This window comes from Robiginitalea aestuariiviva (assembly GCF_029537735.1).
Classification (GTDB): domain Bacteria; phylum Bacteroidota; class Bacteroidia; order Flavobacteriales; family Flavobacteriaceae; genus Robiginitalea; species Robiginitalea aestuariiviva.
In genome coordinates this window covers 718,829-736,139 of record NZ_JARPUQ010000002.1, presented here as the reverse complement: position 1 = coordinate 736,139, position 17,311 = coordinate 718,829, and the positions used below count along the sequence as shown (strand labels likewise).

The 17,311-nt window shown below is 54.1% G+C and carries 13 protein-coding genes and 3 tRNA genes; 9 read left to right on the top strand and 7 right to left on the bottom strand.

What is annotated here, in order from left to right; translation table 11 throughout:
• Positions 1-114: 114 nt before the first annotated feature.
• Both OZ410_RS10105 and OZ410_RS10100 read right to left on the bottom strand, forming a co-directional pair.
• Positions 115-188, bottom strand: a tRNA-Arg gene (locus tag OZ410_RS10105).
• Between the two features lie 104 nt (positions 189-292).
• Positions 293-2,659 (bottom strand): hybrid sensor histidine kinase/response regulator, encoded by a 2,367-nt coding sequence (locus OZ410_RS10100; protein WP_277707838.1) that lies wholly within the window; start codon positions 2,657-2,659, stop codon positions 293-295.
• 191 nt (positions 2,660-2,850) lie between these two features.
• Here OZ410_RS10100 and OZ410_RS10095 point away from each other — a divergent pair, with 191 nt between their 5' ends.
• The gene (locus tag OZ410_RS10095) at positions 2,851-4,296 is read left to right on the top strand and encodes a DUF294 nucleotidyltransferase-like domain-containing protein (RefSeq protein WP_277707837.1); all 1,446 of its coding nucleotides are present in this window, start codon (positions 2,851-2,853) and stop codon (positions 4,294-4,296) included.
• Between the two features lie 4 nt (positions 4,297-4,300).
• Here the strand turns inward: OZ410_RS10095 and acs are convergent, their stop codons facing one another.
• The 3 genes from acs to OZ410_RS10080 form a co-directional block, all read right to left on the bottom strand.
• Complete coding sequence (gene acs / locus OZ410_RS10090; RefSeq protein WP_277707836.1) at positions 4,301-6,208, bottom strand: acetate--CoA ligase; 1,908 nt, start codon at positions 6,206-6,208, stop codon at positions 4,301-4,303.
• A gap of 87 nt (positions 6,209-6,295) precedes the next feature.
• Entirely contained in the window at positions 6,296-8,008 is a 1,713-nt protein-coding gene (locus OZ410_RS10085; protein WP_277707835.1) for a sodium:solute symporter family protein, read from the bottom strand.
• Between the two features lie 11 nt (positions 8,009-8,019).
• Complete coding sequence (locus OZ410_RS10080; protein ID WP_277707834.1) at positions 8,020-8,307, bottom strand: DUF4212 domain-containing protein; 288 nt, start codon at positions 8,305-8,307, stop codon at positions 8,020-8,022.
• Positions 8,308-8,433: 126 nt separating this feature from the next.
• On the opposite strand from OZ410_RS10080, the gene OZ410_RS10075 reads away from it, so the two are divergent.
• Positions 8,434-9,192, top strand: a complete 759-nt coding sequence (locus OZ410_RS10075) for an LOG family protein (RefSeq protein WP_277707833.1) — start codon at positions 8,434-8,436, stop codon at positions 9,190-9,192.
• Between the two features lie 7 nt (positions 9,193-9,199).
• On the opposite strand, the gene OZ410_RS10070 is transcribed toward OZ410_RS10075, so the two are convergent.
• On the bottom strand, positions 9,200-9,964 hold the full coding sequence (locus tag OZ410_RS10070) for an exodeoxyribonuclease III (protein ID WP_277707832.1): 765 nt from the start codon (positions 9,962-9,964) through the stop codon (positions 9,200-9,202).
• Positions 9,965-10,084: 120 nt separating this feature from the next.
• Here OZ410_RS10070 and OZ410_RS10065 point away from each other — a divergent pair, with 120 nt between their 5' ends.
• Positions 10,085-10,675 carry a TlpA family protein disulfide reductase gene (locus OZ410_RS10065; protein ID WP_277707831.1) on the top strand — a complete coding sequence of 197 codons (591 nt, stop codon included), beginning with the start codon at positions 10,085-10,087 and terminating at the stop codon, positions 10,673-10,675.
• A gap of 3 nt (positions 10,676-10,678) precedes the next feature.
• Here OZ410_RS10065 and OZ410_RS10060 read toward each other — a convergent pair whose 3' ends face one another.
• The gene (locus tag OZ410_RS10060; protein WP_277707830.1) at positions 10,679-11,164 is read right to left on the bottom strand and encodes a pyridoxamine 5'-phosphate oxidase family protein; all 486 of its coding nucleotides are present in this window, start codon (positions 11,162-11,164) and stop codon (positions 10,679-10,681) included.
• 165 nt (positions 11,165-11,329) lie between these two features.
• Between OZ410_RS10060 and OZ410_RS10055 the strand changes: the two genes are divergently transcribed.
• The 6 genes from OZ410_RS10055 (at position 11,330) to OZ410_RS10030 (ending at position 17,292) form a co-directional block, all read left to right on the top strand.
• Positions 11,330-12,205 carry a sugar phosphate isomerase/epimerase family protein gene (locus OZ410_RS10055; protein ID WP_277707829.1) on the top strand — a complete coding sequence of 292 codons (876 nt, stop codon included), beginning with the start codon at positions 11,330-11,332 and terminating at the stop codon, positions 12,203-12,205.
• A 223-nt stretch (positions 12,206-12,428) separates the two neighbouring features.
• A complete protein-coding gene (locus OZ410_RS10050) occupies positions 12,429-14,300 on the top strand; it encodes an ATP-binding protein (RefSeq protein WP_277707828.1) in 1,872 nt (623 codons plus the stop codon).
• Between the two features lie 163 nt (positions 14,301-14,463).
• Positions 14,464-14,550 (top strand) — tRNA-Ser (locus OZ410_RS10045).
• Between the two features lie 604 nt (positions 14,551-15,154).
• Positions 15,155-15,229: transfer RNA gene (locus tag OZ410_RS10040), tRNA-Pro, on the top strand.
• A 460-nt stretch (positions 15,230-15,689) separates the two neighbouring features.
• On the top strand, positions 15,690-16,259 hold the full coding sequence (locus tag OZ410_RS10035) for a nuclear transport factor 2 family protein (RefSeq protein WP_277707827.1): 570 nt from the start codon (positions 15,690-15,692) through the stop codon (positions 16,257-16,259).
• A 169-nt stretch (positions 16,260-16,428) separates the two neighbouring features.
• Positions 16,429-17,292: a helix-turn-helix domain-containing protein gene (locus tag OZ410_RS10030; RefSeq protein WP_277707826.1), complete on the top strand. Its 864-nt coding sequence runs from the start codon at positions 16,429-16,431 to the stop codon at positions 17,290-17,292.
• The last annotated feature ends 19 nt before the right edge of the window (positions 17,293-17,311 follow it).

Here is a 17,311-nt window from a genome sequence, read left to right as displayed (position 1 = left end):
TTCAAAGCCTGCGGCTTTGAGGTATTTTGTTCGCCCTCAAAATTCTGAAGCAAGCTTCGAATTTTTCGGTCAAACAAAACCCCGCAACTTGCGTTGCGGGGTTTGTGCTTGATGTGATCGCGCCAGGATTCGAACCTGGGACCGTCTGCTTAGAAGGCAGATGCTCTATCCAGCTGAGCTACGCGACCGGGTGAAAATGCAAACCAAAGGGTTTGCAATTTTTTGCAAAACTAAACATTCTGGCTGCAACGGCCCGGGCCGCGGGAAAAAAAATGGTTCCGGATAGGTATCCCTAGTTGGGCTGGGGCATGGCGGCCCGGAAATATTCCACCTTCTCGGCCAGGATGGCCAGGTCTACCGGTTTGGAGATATACCCCTGCATCCCCACTTCTGTGACCCGGTCGCGGGCGGCTTCGGTGGTGTCTGCGGTTACAGCCACAATGGGAACGGTTGCCAATTCGGGCCCGCAATGGCCTTCCCGGATGGCTTGTGTAGCTTCGTACCCATCCATGACCGGCATCTGCAGGTCCATAAGGATCAGGTCGCAGGATTCCTTTTCCAGGGCCTGCAGGGCCTCCTGCCCGTTGCCTGCAAAGGCAGGGATAATCCCCGGAATTTTGGCTAAAAGCTTCTTGATGACCATAAGGTTCATCTTGTTGTCCTCCACCACCAGCACGCGCATAGGTGTGGCCGTCTCCCCTGCCTCGGCACTGCCGGTTTCCCTAGGTCCCAGGGCTTCTGCGGGCAGTACCGGCAGGTGGATGTGTACAATCGTACCTACCCCAACCTCGCTGTCCATCTCAATACTGCCGCCAAAGGCTTCTACCAGGTGGCGCGCTATGCACAGGCCCAGGCCAATACCACCATAAGACCGCTTATCATCCAGGCGCATTTGGCTGAAACTATCGAAAATCTGCGGCATTTTCTCCGGGGCGATCCCGATACCGGTATCCCGTACGGTCAGGTCCAGTTCCACGGTGTCCGGGCCGGTTTGCCGGGTGCCCACATCCATGCAGACACAACCCTTGCGGGTGTACTTCACCGCATTGCTCAGGACGGTATTGGCAATTTGCAACAAACGTTCCTTGTCTGCCCGGATATGCCCGGGAAGGCCTTCTTCTACCTTCAATTCAAAGGTCAGGCCTTTGGCCTGAGCCTGTTCCCCCCAGTGGGATGCCATTTTTTCCAGGGCAACCCGGGGATCGAATACATCGTTTCGCAACCGGAGGGTCCCCGCCTGTATCTTTTCGAAATCCAGGATGTCGTTAATGCTGCTCAGCAGGCTCAGGGAAGCATCCCGGACCATAGACAACTCCCTGCGATGGGCGGCGTCCCCGGAGGTATTCATTCCTTCCTGTACAATCCCCATGATCAGGTTCAGCGGGGTGCGCAGTTCGTGGCTCATGTTAGACATGAAAGAGGTTTTCATCTGGCTGATTTCCTCGGATTTCTGCAGGGCCAGTTCCTGTGAATGTTCCTTTTGACGGCGCAGGTCGCGGATCCGGTTGGTCATGGAAAGGGAGAGGAACAGCACCTCGAACCCGGAGCCGATCTTGGTACTGTTCAGGATCAGGAAATTGTTGGGCAATACACTCAGGTTGTTCAGGACAAACCCCATAAGGGCCACAACCAGAAAGCAAATGCCGGTGGCGAAATACCGGTCAATATGTACCTGCTGCCGAAAGCGGAGGATCCCCACCGAAGTCAGGATCAGCATCAGGCTCAGCAAACCGTTAACATTGCTGGCCGGGTACACCCAGGGGAGGATGTCAGGGCCCAGGAAGGTGGAGGCCACCAGCCCGCCAATCACAAAGTACACGCCCAGGTAGAATTTGTACAGCCCGGGATGGTGCTGGCGCACCCTCAGGAATTCCTCGCAGTAGCGCAGCAGGTAGAAATTACAGATCAGGGCGCTGATCAGCACAAACCGGTCGTTCAGGTACCCGCCCTCCGGGAATACGTACTGGAAGACAAGGCCATCCAGGGTGGCCTGCATCAGGAAGATGGACAGGACATACATCCCGTAATAGAGAAAGGATTTCTCCTGCAGGCTGGAATAGAAAAACAAATAAATGATCCCAGCCAAAAAGAGCAGCCCGTAAAACAACCCCAAAAAGAGCTGGGAACGGTAATTTTCCATCCAGAAATCCTCGGATTCGAATAGCTCCAAAGGCAGGTTCAGGGTTTCCCCGTCGCTTTTGAGTTCCAGGTAAAAAGCACTTTCGGAATGCGGTGGCAGTTGCAGGGCAAAGATGGTGGCCCGGTGGGGTACATCCCGCTGGCTAAAGGGAATCTGGTCTCCGCTTTCCATGCGTTTGATTCGTCCGCCCCGGGTTTGATACAGGATGGCCCGGTCGGTAACGGGACGGCCGGTTTGCAGGTAGTAGGTTTTGGGGTAGGGTTCCGGGTTGGCCAATTGGAAGCGCACCCAGAAATACTGGTCGGTAAAACCCAGGGCATGGTTGTCGCCTTCCAGGGGGCGAAACCGGAGGCGACCCTCCTCCCGGGCTTCTTCCAGGCTCAGGTGGGCATCCCCGGCCGGGGCCCATTGGGCAAATTGATACAGGGATCCCCGGGGTTCCGAGGGGTGGTACGGATCTGCCTGGGCCACTCCGGCAAAGCGGGTGAGCAACAGGCACATCAATATCAGGTATCGCATAGGTTTCGGGGTTCTTCCCTGTGCGAACGAAATCATGCGCCGGAAATTTTATGGCAAGTGGATTTTTCGGCCAATGACCGGCATTTTGGATTAAAACCGGCTTCAGACCCCTTGCAAAGGCTCAGGAACAGGCGGCAAAACCGCTGCGTGGAACCCCCGTTTTCATTATCTTTAAGGGAAGTCACCACACCATGAAACAACCGCCTCCCCCCTGGCACGAAATGCCGCTACGCGTCCATAGCCGACCGGCGGAAAGCTCCCCGCCGGATACCGTGCTTGCCAGGGCCGCGGCCCTCATGCAACTCACGGGGAGTACGGCCCTGATTATCCGGGAAGGGAAAAAACTCAAAGGAATCCTCACCGACAAGGACCTGCGCAGGGCCACCGCGGCCGGAGCCCATCCGGAAACCACCCCGGTATCCCGGTGGATGTCTGCCCCCGTGCGAACCTTCCCGGAAGACATCGGAATGGGGGCTGCGCAGATTGCCATGCTGCAGCACCGGATAAACCACCTGGTCCTGACCCCGGACGGGGCCCCTGATTCGCCGGTAACCGGGGTGGTATCCCAGCGGGATATCCTCATTACCCAAAGCCACAGCCCGGCCCTGCTGCTCCGGGAGATTCGCCAGGCCGGGTCCGCTGAAGCTCTCCGAAAACCGGTAACATCCCTACAACAACTTACGGGAGAATATCTGAACCAGGCCTTGCCATTACCCTATGCGATGGAAATCGCAACTGCGCTTAAAGATGCGGTGATAACCCGTTTGGTGGAACTGGCACAGGAAACCTGCCCCGTCCCGGAAGTGCCTTTTGCCTGGATGGCCCTGGGCAGCCTGGGGCGGGGCGAGCAGCTGCTACCAACCGACCAGGACAATGCCCTGGTATTCGGAAAGGTGCCCGAAAGTGACCTCGAAACAACCCGGTCAGCCTTTTTGGCCCTGGCAAGACAGGTAAACCAGGGGCTGGAGTCCCTGGGGTACGCCCCCTGCCCTGCCGGCATGATGGCCGGCAACCCCAGGTGGTGTTGTACCCCAAAGGAATGGGAAGGGTATTTTGACCAGTGGATCGGCCAGCCGGACGAAGACAGCATCCTCTTAAGCAGTGTCTTTCTGGACCTGCGGTATGTTTGCGGGTCCCGGGAGCTGGTATCGGGTATTCAGGAACATCTGCGGGGTATGCTGCCGGAGGCATCCCTCTTCCAGGCCTATCTGGGAGTTTCCGCTTTGCAGGCCCCGCCTGCCTTTGGCCTCTGGGGGCAGCTTAAACGCGAAGGTCGCGGGCCGCACCAGGGCCGCTTCGACCTGAAGGCCAGGGGATTGATGCCCCTGGTGGATGCCGCCCGCCTGCTTACGCTTTCCCGGGGCCAGTTTGAACTCAAAAACACCGCAGCCCGGTATCGGTACCTGGCACACGAAGAACCCCAAAATGCGGATTTGTACGCGCGGTGCCGGGAGGCCTTTCTCTTCCTGCACGGGTTGCGGACCCGAACCGGGCTTCAGAAGGCGAATTCCGGTCGCTATTTGCGCCCTGCGCTCATGCCCCAAAAGGAGCGGAAAAAACTTACCCGGCACCTTCGGGTCCTGAAACCCCTGGGGCAGGTTTTGGAACAACGGTTCCGTCTTTCGGGGATGCGGTAACCCTTTAGAGGGCTTCCTCCATGATTTGTTCTACTACCTCGGGGTTCAGCAAGGTGCTGATATCGCCCAGGTTGGCGGTGTCTTTGGAAGCGATTTTCCGGAGGATACGCCGCATGATCTTCCCGCTCCGGGTTTTGGGCAACCCGGGCACAAACTGGATTTTGTCCAGTTTGGCAATGGGGCCGATCTGTTCCGTAATCTGCTGGTTGATTTCCCGCCGGAGGTTGTCCCGGTCGCGCCCGGAGCCCGTTTCCTTCAGGATCACAAAGCCGTAAAGGGCATTGCCCTTCACATCGTGGGGGAAGCCCACAATGGCAGATTCGGCAACCGCCGGGTGTTCATTGATGCTGTCCTCTATGGGGGCGGTGCCCAGGTTATGGCCGGAGACGATAATCACGTCGTCCACGCGCCCGGTAATGCGGTAGTAGCCCACCTCGTCCCGGGTGGCCCCGTCGCCCGTGAAATATTTGTTTTCGAAGGCCGAAAAGTAGGTGTCCCGGTAACGCTCGTGGTTGCCCCAGATGGTGCGGGCCATGGAGGGCCAGGGGAATTTGATGCAGAGGCGCCCGCTTACCTGGTTGCCTTTGATCTCCTGCCCCTGTTCGTCCATCAGGGCCGGTTGCACCCCGATAAAGGGCAGGGAGGCGTAGGTTGGTTTGGTGGGGGTCACAAAGGGGATGGGGCTGATCATGATGCCCCCGGTTTCCGTTTGCCACCAGGTATCCACAATGGGGCTGTGCTTTTTGCCGATGTTCTGGTTGTACCAGTGCCAGGCCTCTTCGTTAATGGGTTCGCCCACACTGCCCAGCACCTTCAGGGTAGACAGGTCGTAGCGGTCCACGTATTCCAGGCTCTCCTTGGCCAGGGCACGGATGGCGGTAGGTGCGGTATAGAACTGGTTTACCTTGTGCTTTTCGACCACCTCCCAGAACCGACCAAAATCCGGATAGGAGGGCACCCCTTCAAACATAACGGTGGTAGCCCCGTTGGCCAGGGGCCCGTATACGATATAAGAGTGGCCCGTAATCCAGCCGATATCGGCGGTGCACCAGTAAATATCGCCCTGTCGGTACTGGAAAATATTTTTGAAGGTGTAGGCCGTGTACACCATATAGCCTGCACAGGTATGTACCATTCCTTTGGGTTTCCCGGTAGAACCGGAAGTATAAAGGATAAACAGGGGATCTTCGGCATCCATAACCTCGGCCGGGCAGGTGGCGGAAGCTTCGTCCAGCAGGGGCTGCAGCCAGTGGTCACGGCCTGCTTGCATCCGGACTTCGCCTCCGGTGCGCCGGGCCACCAAAACGGATTTTACGCCCGGGCAGTCCTCCAGGGCGGCATCTACAATCCCTTTCAGGTCCAGGGTCTTTGCGCCCCGGTAGGACCCGTCCGAAGTCAGTACAAGGCTGCAATCGCAATCGTTGATCCGGGTAGCAAGTGCGGTAGAGGAAAAGCCGGCAAAGACCACCGAGTGGATGGCGCCGATACGCGCACAGGCCAGTACAGCCACGGCCAGTTCAGGAATCATGGGCAGGTAAATGCAAACCCGGTCTCCCTTGCCCACCCCCTGGGCCTTAAGCACGTTGGCCATGCGGCCTACCCGCTCGTGAAGGTCCCGGTAGGTGATATGCTCGGCCTCCTCCTTAGGGTCGTTGGGTTCAAAGAGGATGGCGGTCTGCTCCCCCCGGGTAGTCAGGTGGCGGTCAATGCAGTTTTCGGTGATGTTCAGCTGCGCCCCTTCAAACCAGGCCACTTCGGGTTTTTGAAAATCCCAGCGCAACACGCGATCCCACTTCCGCCTCCAGACAAAGTGTTCTTCGGCAATTTCTTCCCAGAAGGCTTCCGGGTCGCGAACGGATTTTCGATAGACCTGAAAGTATTCCTCCAGGTGCTTGATGTGGTAGTTACTCATGGTTTAGTTTGTTTGTTGCTTTCGGGGGCCGGATGGCCGGACCTTAAAGGTAAGGAATGCGTCGAAATCTTTTTTCTGCCAGGGGGTTCAGTGCCCTGAGGGCGGGGGGGCGGCATCCGGGATGCGGATGTCTTCCACCAGCTCCTGTATGCGTTCGGGCGGGGGCGGCGTAAACCGGTTTACCACAAGGGCCACCGCAAAATTCACCAGCATGGCCACCGAACCAAAGCCTTCGGGACTGATCCCGAACCACCATTGGGAAGCCAGGCCCGGCACGGCCTCCTTGCCACCGTCGAACAAACCGAATTTAAACTTCAGCATATAGAAGAGCATCAGGGAAATCCCGGTGATCATTCCCGCCACGGCCCCTTTGCTGTTCATGCGTTTGTAAAAAATCCCCAGCAGGATGGCCGGGAAAAAGGAAGCGGCGGCCAGGCCAAAGGCCAGGGCGACTACCGCAGCCACAAACCCCGGGGGATTGATCCCGAAGTACCCGGCCACCACCACCGCCAGGGTAGCCGCGCCCCGGGCATACCAGAGTTCCCTTTTTTCTGAAAGTTGCGGGTTGAAAACGTTCTTGATCAGGTCGTGGGAAATGGAGGAAGAAATGACCAGCAACAGGCCCGCTGCCGTAGAGAGGGCAGCGGCCAGCCCCCCCGCAGCCACCAGGGCAATCACCCAGGCCGGCAGGTTGGCAATCTCTGGATTGGCCAGCACCATAATATCGTTGTCTACCACCAGTTCATTCCGGGCAGGGTCCTGTACATACTGTACCAGGCCGTCCCCATTGCGGTCGGTGAAGGTTAGCAGGCCCGTTTGTTCCCATTTGGTAAACCAGGCCGGCATATCGGCGTAAGGTTGGTTGCGCACCGTTTCGATCATATTGGTTTTGGCAAAGACGGCAACGGCCGGAGCGGCCGTGTACAAAATGGCGATAAAAAGCAGGGCCAGCCCGGCCGATTTGCGGGCATCCCGCACGCGTTTAACCGTAAAGAACCGGACAATTACATGGGGGAGCCCGGCTGTCCCCACCATCAGGGCCAGGGTAATGGCCAGGATGTCGATGCGGGACTTGGAGCCGTCCGTGTAGGCCGTGAACCCGAGTTCGGTGGAAAGGCCGTCCAGTTTATCCAGCAGGTAGGTGCCGGAGCCGTCGGCCAGGGTATCCCCCATCCCCAGCTGGGGTACGGGGTTCCCGGTCATCTGTATGGAAATAAAGATAGCCGGTACCATAAAGGCGAAAATCAGGACGCAGTACTGGGCCACCTGGGTATAGGTAATGCCTTTCATGCCCCCCAGAACCGCATAGAACAGGACAATCACCATCCCGATCACCACCCCGGTATTGACATCCACTTCCAAAAAACGGGAAAAGACTACCCCTACCCCGCGCATCTGCCCGGCCACATAGGTAAAGGAGACCAAAAGGGCGCAGAGCACGGCCACAATACGTGCGGTGGACGAATAGTAGCGCTCCCCGATGAAATCCGGGACGGTGAATTTGCCAAACTTCCGCAGGTAGGGCGCCAACAACAAGGCCAGCAGCACATAACCGCCCGTCCAGCCCATCAGGTAGACCGACCCGTCGTACCCGGCAAAGGCAATAATCCCGGCCATGGAGATAAAGGAGGCGGCAGACATCCAGTCTGCCGCGGTGGCCAGGCCGTTTGCCAGGGGCGAAACCCCGCCCCCGGCCACATAAAAATCCTTGGTAGAAGCCGCCCGGGACCAAATGGCAATACCAATGTATAAAATAAAGGAGGCGATTACCAGGATATAGGTCCAGACTTGTACGCTCAAAGCTGTAGGGGTTAAAGGTTCTTATCGGGGGTATTGTAGCCAAATTTCCGGTCCAGCCGGTTCATCAGGACTACATAGACAAAAATCAGGATCACAAAGACGTAGATAGCACCCTGTTGTGCAAACCAGAAGCCCAGTTTAAACCCGCCAATGGCCCATTGGTCCAACCAGTCCCGAAACAGGATACCGGCCCCGTAGGAAACCAGGGCCCAGATGCCCAGCAGTATGCCTACCAACCGGAGGTTTGCCCTCCAGTAGGCCCGTGCTTTAACGGCCTTGCCGGCCTTGCCTGACTCCATAAGTGCGATTTTGATACGGGCCATGCCCAATGCCTAAAAATACGGATTTGGACGGGTTACGCAAACCCGGGGCAGATTCCCTTTAATTTAGCCGGCTTATGTACCTTGCAGGAAAACAAACCACCCATGGCGCTACATCCTGCATCACCCCCCAATGATAAGCATCCGCCTCGCCTGACCGGCGAACACGCTTTCCTGGAAGGCCCAAGGACACGGCTGCGCGAATTGTGGTTTATCCTGAAGGTGGGTTACCACTTTATCCGCGGCTTTCGAAAACTCCACTTTGTAGGCCCCTGTGTTACGGTTTTCGGATCGGCCCGCTTCGCGCCGGACAACCCCTACTACCAGCAGGCGGAGGCGGTTGGAAAAGCCCTGGCAGAACTCGGGTTCACGGTAATGACCGGGGGCGGGCCCGGGGTTATGGAAGCGGCCAATAAGGGGGCTTATGAAAACGGGGGCTATTCCATTGGCTGCAACATTGTATTGCCCAGGGAACAGCATCCGAACCCTTATTTGCACAAATGGGTGAATATTCCCTATTTCTTTGTCCGCAAATTTCTGCTGCTGAAATATTCCTATGCCTTTGTGGTCATGCCCGGCGGGATAGGCACCCTGGACGAACTCTTTGAATCCCTGACCCTGATTCAGACCCGGATGATCCGGGACTTTCCCGTGGTGATTTTCGGCACGGAATACCACCGGGAATTGTACCACCACATTCAAGTGATGGCCGAAAATGAGAGTATTTCCCCCAAAGACATGGATCTGGTCTTCCTGACGGATTCCGTTCCTAAAATGGTCGAGCACCTCAGGGTGCACGCTGTAAAGAGGTTTGGGCTGGTTCGCCGCCCGCCGCGCCGCAGGTGGTGGCTGGGTGAAGCCTGACACGGGATCAGATGTCCAATTCAAGCCCTATAGGGCAATGGTCCGACCCCTGGTATTCCGGGTAGATTTCGGCTTTGCGCACCTGTCCTTCCAGATCTTTGCTCACCAGGAAGTAATCGATACGCCACCCGATATTCTTCTGGCGGGCATTAAAGCGGTAGCTCCAGTAGGAATAGGCCTCCGTATCCGGGTGCAGGCTGCGGAAGGTATCTATCATGCCGCTTTGGAGCAGGCGGTCCATCCCGTCGATTTCGGCCTGGGTGTACCCTGCCGTTTTGTTGTAGTTGGATTTGTCGTTTTTCAGGTCTATGGCCTGGTGGGCCACATTCAGGTCGCCGCAGAGTACCAGGGGTTTGGATTGCCGTAAGGCCGTGAGGTATTTGAGGAAGGCCGCGTCCCACTCCTGGCGATAATTCAGGCGTTTGAGTCCGTTGCCCGAATTGGGGACATAAGCATTTACCACATGAAAATCCCCAAAATCCGCACACTGTATACGGCCCTCGGTTTGTAACAACTCCTGGTCTCCGCCCGGGGTAACTGCTTGGGGGGCAGTCTTACTCAGGATTGCCGTCCCGGAATACCCCTTTTGTTCGGCCCCGTAGGCATGGCAGTGATAGCCTTCCAGCCCGGAGACCACCTCCTGAACTATTTCAGGTTCTGCCTTGGTTTCCTGCAGGCAGAGGATATCCGGGTCCATGTTCTTCACGGAGGCGATAAAATCTTTCTTGGCGGCAGCGCGGATGCCATTGACATTCCAGGAAACGAGCTTCATCTCAATGCGGTTTTTGGCAAAAATACAACTCCGGGGCCGAATCCCTGATGTGAATACCCAATAGTGCTGACACCTCGGTATCCGGAGAATTCATTTACTTTTGAATCCTGATCCCAGTCTATGAAGCGAATCCTGAAATGGCGGTTCCTGATCCTGCTGGCCGCACTGGCCCTGGCCGTGCTCTATGCCAGCGGATGGATGGAACGCATTTACAAGGGCGTAAAGATGCGCCTGGTGGTGCGGGAAATTGTGGCGCCCGATGCCATGCCTATTGCCGAATTTGAACAACTACACCTGGACCGGGAAACCTGGGAAGGCCTTAGGATTACAGACGGGGATGGAAATATAACGCAGCTGTCCGACCTGGAGGCCCCGGTGGTCTTTATTAACTACTGGGCCAGCTGGTGCGGCCCCTGTGTGGCCGAAATGCCCGGAATACATGGCTTATACGAAGATCTGAAAGACGAAGTCGGCTTTGTGATGATCAACAGCGATCGCACTGTGGAGAAAGCGCGCCAATACCTGGACCGGGAAGGATACCCTTTTAGCGTGCAGTATTGGGAGGAGCCTGTGCCCGAAGTCTTTAAAACGCGATCCATCCCCATGACCCTGGTCCTGGACCGGCGTACGGGCACGCTTTACCGGCATTGGGGTATTGTCAATTTCGATACGGCAGCAAACCGCGATTTCCTGAGGCGCCTATCGCGCTAAAGGCTACCCGTCCTGAAACCTTCCGGACCACTCCTCGATCTGAATCCTGTAAATCACCGGAACGGCTTTTTGGTCCGAGACCACGGCAAAATCCGGTAATGCCCGGGCCTCCGTTCCCTCCCGCTGGCGCAGGACTTCCTGTACGCCCTTTGTAAAGCGGTGCAAACAGGCCTTGGCATCGATCTGGCGGATTTCCTCATAGCGCCCATGCAGTTGCACAGACCGCCAGTTCACGGGGGTTTGTTCTTCATAAACCAGGAAGGCCACCTGGGGTCGGTCCCGCATGGATTCCACCTTATGCCCTTCCAGGCTATAGCTGATCAGGCTATCCGAATCCGGGTCGTAGTAATAGGTTACAGGCACGCAAAAGGGGTGCCCATGGGCCAGGTAGGCCAGTGCCCCAAAACAATGCGAGCGGAGCAGCTGCCGCATCTCATTCTTGGACATCTCCTTGCCCAGCCGGACATTTTTGTTTTCCGGGGGTACCATAGTTAAGGGGATTGTTTGCCTAAAATTACCGGATACCCGCAGTTTATCATATGACGTTCATCATGTTTCACGGCCCGGTTAACCCATGTCCGCCTGATGAAAAATGCCTATCTTTAACCCACTTCCGGGACTTTCCGGAACCCTATGCTTTAACCTGATTATACCATGAAAAACAACCTCCCTATTCTCCTGCTGGGGCCCGTATTTGCCCTGTCGGTGCTGTTCTCCTGCCAGTCCACCCCGAAAATGCCGGAACCCGGCGCTACCCTGTATACCGTCCGTAACCAGATGGACGAAGATGCCAGAGGAACGCTGCAGGCCGTGGCCAACGTGGGTTACGTGAATATCGAAGCTACCAATTATGCAGATGGCAAATTCTACGGGATGGAACCCGCAGCCTTCAAAAGTTACCTGGAAAGCCTGGGGCTTAACCCCTTGAGCGTACATCAGGGCGGCGTAACCCTGGATAATGCAGACCAGATGATTGCAGATTCCAAAGCGGCGGGGTTCCGCTACTTTGTGATCCCCATCCCGCCCATGGGGCATTTCCAGTTTGACCCGGCCACCCGTACCATGTCTATGAGCGGTACAGTAGAAGAGGTTACCGACATCATCAATACCATAGGGGCCAAATGCAAGGCAGCCGGGCTGGAATTGCTGTACCACAACCACGATTTCGAATTCAAACCCAATGCAGACGGCGTAGTACCCATTGAATATTTCCTGGAGCATACCGACCCTGAAGTCGTGAATTTTCAGATGGACCTGTACTGGGTGACCCGGGCCGGGGCGGACCCCCTGGATTATTTTGAGAAATACCCGGGCCGGTTCAAAATCTGGCACGTAAAAGACATGGATGAGCAAGGCCGCTTTGCCCCCGTGGGCACCGGCCAGATCGATTTTGCGCGCATCCTGGCCCAGAAGGAGCAATCCGGCATGGAGTACTTTATTGTGGAGCAGGACATGACCTTTGACGGCATGGAGCCCCTGCAAGCCATCCAAATCAGTTTTGATAACCTCAAAACACTGGGCTTCAGGTAGATCCGAAACCCAGCAAACATCTTAAGGGCTGCCGGTTGAAACCACACCGGCAGCCCTTTCTTTTTTCCTTCACATTCGTAGGAATTTACACACTAAAACCACAGTCAGGGCGTTAGAACCCTAGACCAACCAATTAATCCACAGCATTGTGATAGCCCCCATATTGCCCATGCCTAAACCAAAACTTCGGCTCGGCCTGCCCCTGATACTCTTTTTAAACCTTTTGGTAGTTGCCCCCGCCAGAGGCCAGATTGTGGACAGCCTGGAAGCCCGCCTGACGCATCCGGGACTCAGCACAGCCGAGCGTACAGAAACCCTTTACCTGCTTAGCCGCGAACTGACTTTTGTAGATCTGGACCGCGCCCTGAGTTACGGAGAACAATCCCTGAAGCTGGCACAAAACTCCGGCGACGTTCGCGGGATGGCTTATGCCTACCGTATACTGGGGAGTATTTTTTCCAAGAAGGAGGATTACTTTCTGGGCATGCAATCGCTGCATCGCGCCATGGATTTATTCCGGAAGGACAATGATTCTATAGGGTTGGCGAATTGTTACATTTCCCTGGGCCACATTTACCGCAGGCTTGAAAACCGGAAAAAGGAGGTGGAATCCCATAAAAAGGCTTATGACTTTTTCAAAAACCTGGGCGTTCGCGAACGTTATGGGGTGGCAGCGCACAACCTTGGGGAAAGCTATTATCTGGCAGGCCAGCTCAGCGAAGCAGAAACCCTTACGGACGTCGCCATAGAAATCAATACGGAGATCGGGAACCTGCCGGTATTGTCGAATTGCCTGAAGGTGAAAGGGCTTATCGAAATGTCCCGCGGGAACAGCCAGGAGGCAGAAATCCAGTTTAAACGCATTCTGGACATCAGCAGCAACTTGGGGCCCAATGCCCAGAAGGTCTCAGCCGCTGAAGCATTGATGCAAATGGCCGCCATAAGCGCCCTGCATGGAAATGCGGAACGGGAGTTGGATTACCTCTTGCAGGCCGAGGCGCTGGCCAAAGAAAATGACATGTATGCCTTCCTGGAACGCGCCTACCACCAGCTTACCCTCTATCACCTCAGGATGGGCAATTCCAGGACTGCCCATACCTATACGGTAGCCCAGCGCAAAACCACGGACATGTTTCACGAAAAACTGATTGCGGACCGCAGCCAGCTTACCGAGGGCATGGTCGAGATTGACGCCCTGAACCAGCGCACCAGTTTCCTGGAAAACCAGACGGCCATGCAGTCTGCGGAAATCCGCACCCGGAATGTCCTGTTGATCATCATTGGTATCTGCGTCCTGCTGCTGCTCTGGTTTGTGCGCAAGACCTGGTGGATGAACCGAAAACTGCGGGAAAACAACACAATCATTACCAACCAGAAATCCGAACTGGAAACCCTTAACGCCACCAAGGATAAGTTCTTTAGCGTGGTAGCACACGATATCCGCAGCCCGTTAAATGCCCTGAAGTCCTTTACCTCTCTTCTGACGGAGAATTACGACCTTATGACAGCCAATGACGTTAAGACCATGGGCAAGCAACTGGACCGCTCCGTGACCAATACCCTGCGTATGGCGGATAACCTCATCCTATGGGCTACCCACCAGATGAAAAAGACCCCGGACCTGCACGAGACCTTCTCCCTGCAGGAAGTACTGCGGGAAATCTACGAGGTGTTCCGGGATGTAGCCCAGCAAAAGGAAATCACCCTGATGGTGGAACTCAATACCGACGTGGCCATTTACGGCAACCGCAATCAGGTGGAATTCATTATCCGCAACCTGGTGAATAACGCCCTGAAGTATACCCCCCGAAACGGCAAAGTTAGCCTGAGTGTCCGCCAGGAAACCAAAGGCCAGGTCAGTATTTCCGTGACGGATACCGGTGTGGGTATGGATGACAAGGTTATAGCAGAACTCTTCACCCTGAATGCAGAAAAGAGCCGGAAAGGAACAGAAGGGGAAAAAGGTTCCGGCCTGGGCCTGACCCTGAGCTATGAATTTGCCCGGCGCAATAATGGGACTATTGAAGTAGAAAGCGCTCCGGATCAGGGAACCACCTTCTGCGTCACCTTTCCGCGGGAAGCTCAGGCCGCCTGATGCCGGGTATATCCCGGAGGTAAAAACCAGCCGCAGGGGAATTCCCGGGAGGCGTACGAGCACCCCAAATAATGTACAGAAAAAGTTGCTTCTCTAGGGATGAAAACCTACATTTGCATCCGCAATTTCGTTGAAGGAATTGCCGGGTGTTTTCATCCGATCAGGAGAGGTGCCGGAGTGGTAACGGAGCAGATTGCTAATCTGTCGGCGGGTAACCGTCGCCTGGGTTCGAGTCCCAGTCTCTCCGCCAGGCCGCCGCAAGGCGGGGTGAAGAATTCCAAAGCCCTGATTCAAAACGGAATGGGGATTTGGAATTTGTTTTTCTGAGCGTGTGATAAGCTTCCCCAGGAAGAGGTATGGAAACCGAAAGGCGCTTCGGCCCTTTTCTTATCACTGGTCACGGGCTACTTCGGTGGCCTTTGTAGCCGGAAGAAGAATTGATTAGTAGGCAGCATCTGCTGTCGCACGGGGTGTAGCCCCGCAGCTAGCACCATACGGTACTGCTTCGGGATGAACTCCGCCCGGTTCCCGGGCTACTTTGGTGGCCTTAGTAGCCGGAAGAAGAATTGAATACTGGGCAGCATGTGCTGTCGCACGGGGTGTAGCCCCGCAGCTAGCACCTCACGGTACTGCTTCGGGATGAACTCCGCCCGGTTCCCGGGCTACTTCGGTGGCCTTTGTAGCCGGAAGAAGAATTGATTAGTAGGCAGCATCTGCTGTCGCACGGGGTGTAGCCCCGCAGCTAGCACCATACGGTACTGCTTCGGGATGAACTCCGCCCGGTTCCCGGGCTACTTTGGTGGCCTTAGTAGCCGGAAGAATAAAATTATAGTCTGGCAGCATCTGCTGTCGAACGGGGTGTAGCGTAGCCCGGTTATCGCGCCTGCTTTGGGAGCAGGAGGTCGCAGGTTCGAATCCTGCCACCCCGACGAAAGAAATCCGATGCCAAATGGCATCGGATTTTTTTATTTACGATAAAACCGAGCTTGCTCGAGTTTTTGAGTAAATGAAAAATACGGAGCGGGCGACAGCCCGCATCGGATTTCTTCCTGTCACTCCCCCCAATCAGGATCACGCGAGGTACGAGCGTAATCCGCCATAACACTTCCCACGCAGTAACAAGGCCTGCGCACCACCTGGCTCCTCACTATTGAAGGTCCACAGGACCTTCAATGGCCGTTCGGCCCGGATCACGCGAGGTACGAGTGCAATCAGCCATTCTTAATCCAGGTGTGAAATGTCGCAATTATACAATTCCCAAACATTCCCACCTGGTACCTTTGTCAAACCTAATTTTACCAGGTTCAAGCAAATGATCCCCTAATATACCTTTAGGACAATCTCAATCGTTTGGTTTAAAGTTTATACCAATCGATTAATCGATTAAGAATGGGAAAGAAACCTGTGGACATACATGGGTCAGACATTTTCAATTGCCCTAAGGATGCCCTATTTATTTCCTATGCCGCTATGGTGTTTAACAAATCAATAAATGATATGAAAAAGGTTATTTATCTACTATGTCTTATGTTAGGAATTGTATCGTGTGATAATAATGAGGGCTTTAGTAAGGATTTGAACGCTATCTCAAAGGAAGAGGCTAAAAATTTACTCCATCAATGGACGGACGCCTATTTAGCAAATGACCCTGAACCTTTGAACCACATCCTGGATGATAGCTGGATATATTCAGGTTCTTCAGATGGAAATGTAACCGATAAAAAGTCAACAATTGAAGAATTTTCAAATGCCGATTACCGTTTTGGGGAAATAACCTATGATCATTTAAATGTGCGCCTATACGATGACATTGCCGTGCTTAGAGGAACCGAAAAAATGTTGATTATTGACAGTACAGGTAAAGACACAGTAGAAGTACACCTAAGGTTTACGGATGTCTATCAAAAGAAAAATGGGGTTATAAAAGCCATTTCTACCCATAGTTCACCTATTGAATAATAGCATAGAAGACGGGCTGCCAAACACCTCGGTATAAAAGAACTTGAATAAGGGGGGCCTGGTTATTGCTGTGGGATTAAGAGGATTAATCAAAGACCTCGTCCAGTTTAGTAATCGGTTAAGTAATTCCTAAATTTACTTTTATAACCGTGCTAACAGGCCATAATGAATGGCCTGCCAAAGCTGGGATTATATTACTTTATCTTCCCAAAAAAGCGATGGATACCTCATGGACTATACGGAAAAGATAGTAGATCATCCTGTCCTTAAAAGAGAGGTGCTCTGTTATTGGCAGATGAAGGGATACATTGATACCTTAGAGGGAATTCAATCGAGGTATTTACCTAAAGGACAGAACTTATTGGTCTTTAACTATGGTGACCCCATTGAGCGTTCAAGTATTCAGGAGGTAAGTTATTTGGATACTAATTTACTTATCCTTCCTGCAATTGCCACCTGCAGAATGGTTAAGCAAAAAGGGCAAATTGACCTGTTTGGCATCTCATTTATCGCGGATGGCTTATATAAACAACTCCACCTTCCCATTTCTAAAATAGGGAGGGGATCCTCTTTAGGGATCAGAAAATATCAGGAATTGTTCATCCAATTAAAGGGTAAAAAGTTTTGGGAGAAAAGCGCATTGGCCGAATCGTTTATGTTGGAAAATTCGGATCAGAAGAAAAGCAGTATACCCTTTCAGAAGGCCATCGATATCATCCATGAAAAATACGGGGTTATCTCTATTAATGACCTTGCCCGGCTGGCCCACGTTTCTGAGCGCCAATTGCAAAGACTTTTTAAGATACGGATGGGGATTTCCCCGAAAAATTACTGCAAAATTATTCGGGTGAATAATTACCTGGATCATGTCATGCAAAACGACCATCCGGTAGATTGGATGGATTTGGTAACTCAATATGGTTATCACGATCAGCCACACCTGATTAATGAATTAAAATCAATTTCCAGGATTTCACCTCAGAAACTCCTGAAATACAGAGACACCCTCTATCACCGATACACCAAGGGGTAGCCCAATACATCCTTTTTTC

Excerpts from the sequence above, each read along its gene's own strand:
- OZ410_RS10100 (WP_277707838.1), bottom strand. The coding sequence starts at position 2,659 with ATGCGATACCTGATATTGATGTGCCTGTTGCTCACCCGCTTTGCCGGA.
- OZ410_RS10095 (WP_277707837.1), top strand. The coding sequence starts at position 2,851 with ATGAAACAACCGCCTCCCCCCTGGCACGAAATGCCGCTACGCGTCCAT.
- acs (WP_277707836.1), bottom strand. The coding sequence starts at position 6,208 with ATGAGTAACTACCACATCAAGCACCTGGAGGAATACTTTCAGGTCTAT.
- OZ410_RS10080 (WP_277707834.1), bottom strand. The coding sequence starts at position 8,307 with ATGGAGTCAGGCAAGGCCGGCAAGGCCGTTAAAGCACGGGCCTACTGG.
- OZ410_RS10075 (WP_277707833.1), top strand. The coding sequence starts at position 8,434 with ATGGCGCTACATCCTGCATCACCCCCCAATGATAAGCATCCGCCTCGC.
- OZ410_RS10070 (WP_277707832.1), bottom strand. The coding sequence starts at position 9,964 with ATGAAGCTCGTTTCCTGGAATGTCAATGGCATCCGCGCTGCCGCCAAG.
- OZ410_RS10065 (WP_277707831.1), top strand. The coding sequence starts at position 10,085 with ATGAAGCGAATCCTGAAATGGCGGTTCCTGATCCTGCTGGCCGCACTG.
- OZ410_RS10060 (WP_277707830.1), bottom strand. The coding sequence starts at position 11,164 with ATGGTACCCCCGGAAAACAAAAATGTCCGGCTGGGCAAGGAGATGTCC.
- OZ410_RS10055 (WP_277707829.1), top strand. The coding sequence starts at position 11,330 with ATGAAAAACAACCTCCCTATTCTCCTGCTGGGGCCCGTATTTGCCCTG.
- OZ410_RS10035 (WP_277707827.1), top strand. The coding sequence starts at position 15,690 with ATGGGAAAGAAACCTGTGGACATACATGGGTCAGACATTTTCAATTGC.
- OZ410_RS10030 (WP_277707826.1), top strand. The coding sequence starts at position 16,429 with ATGGCCTGCCAAAGCTGGGATTATATTACTTTATCTTCCCAAAAAAGC.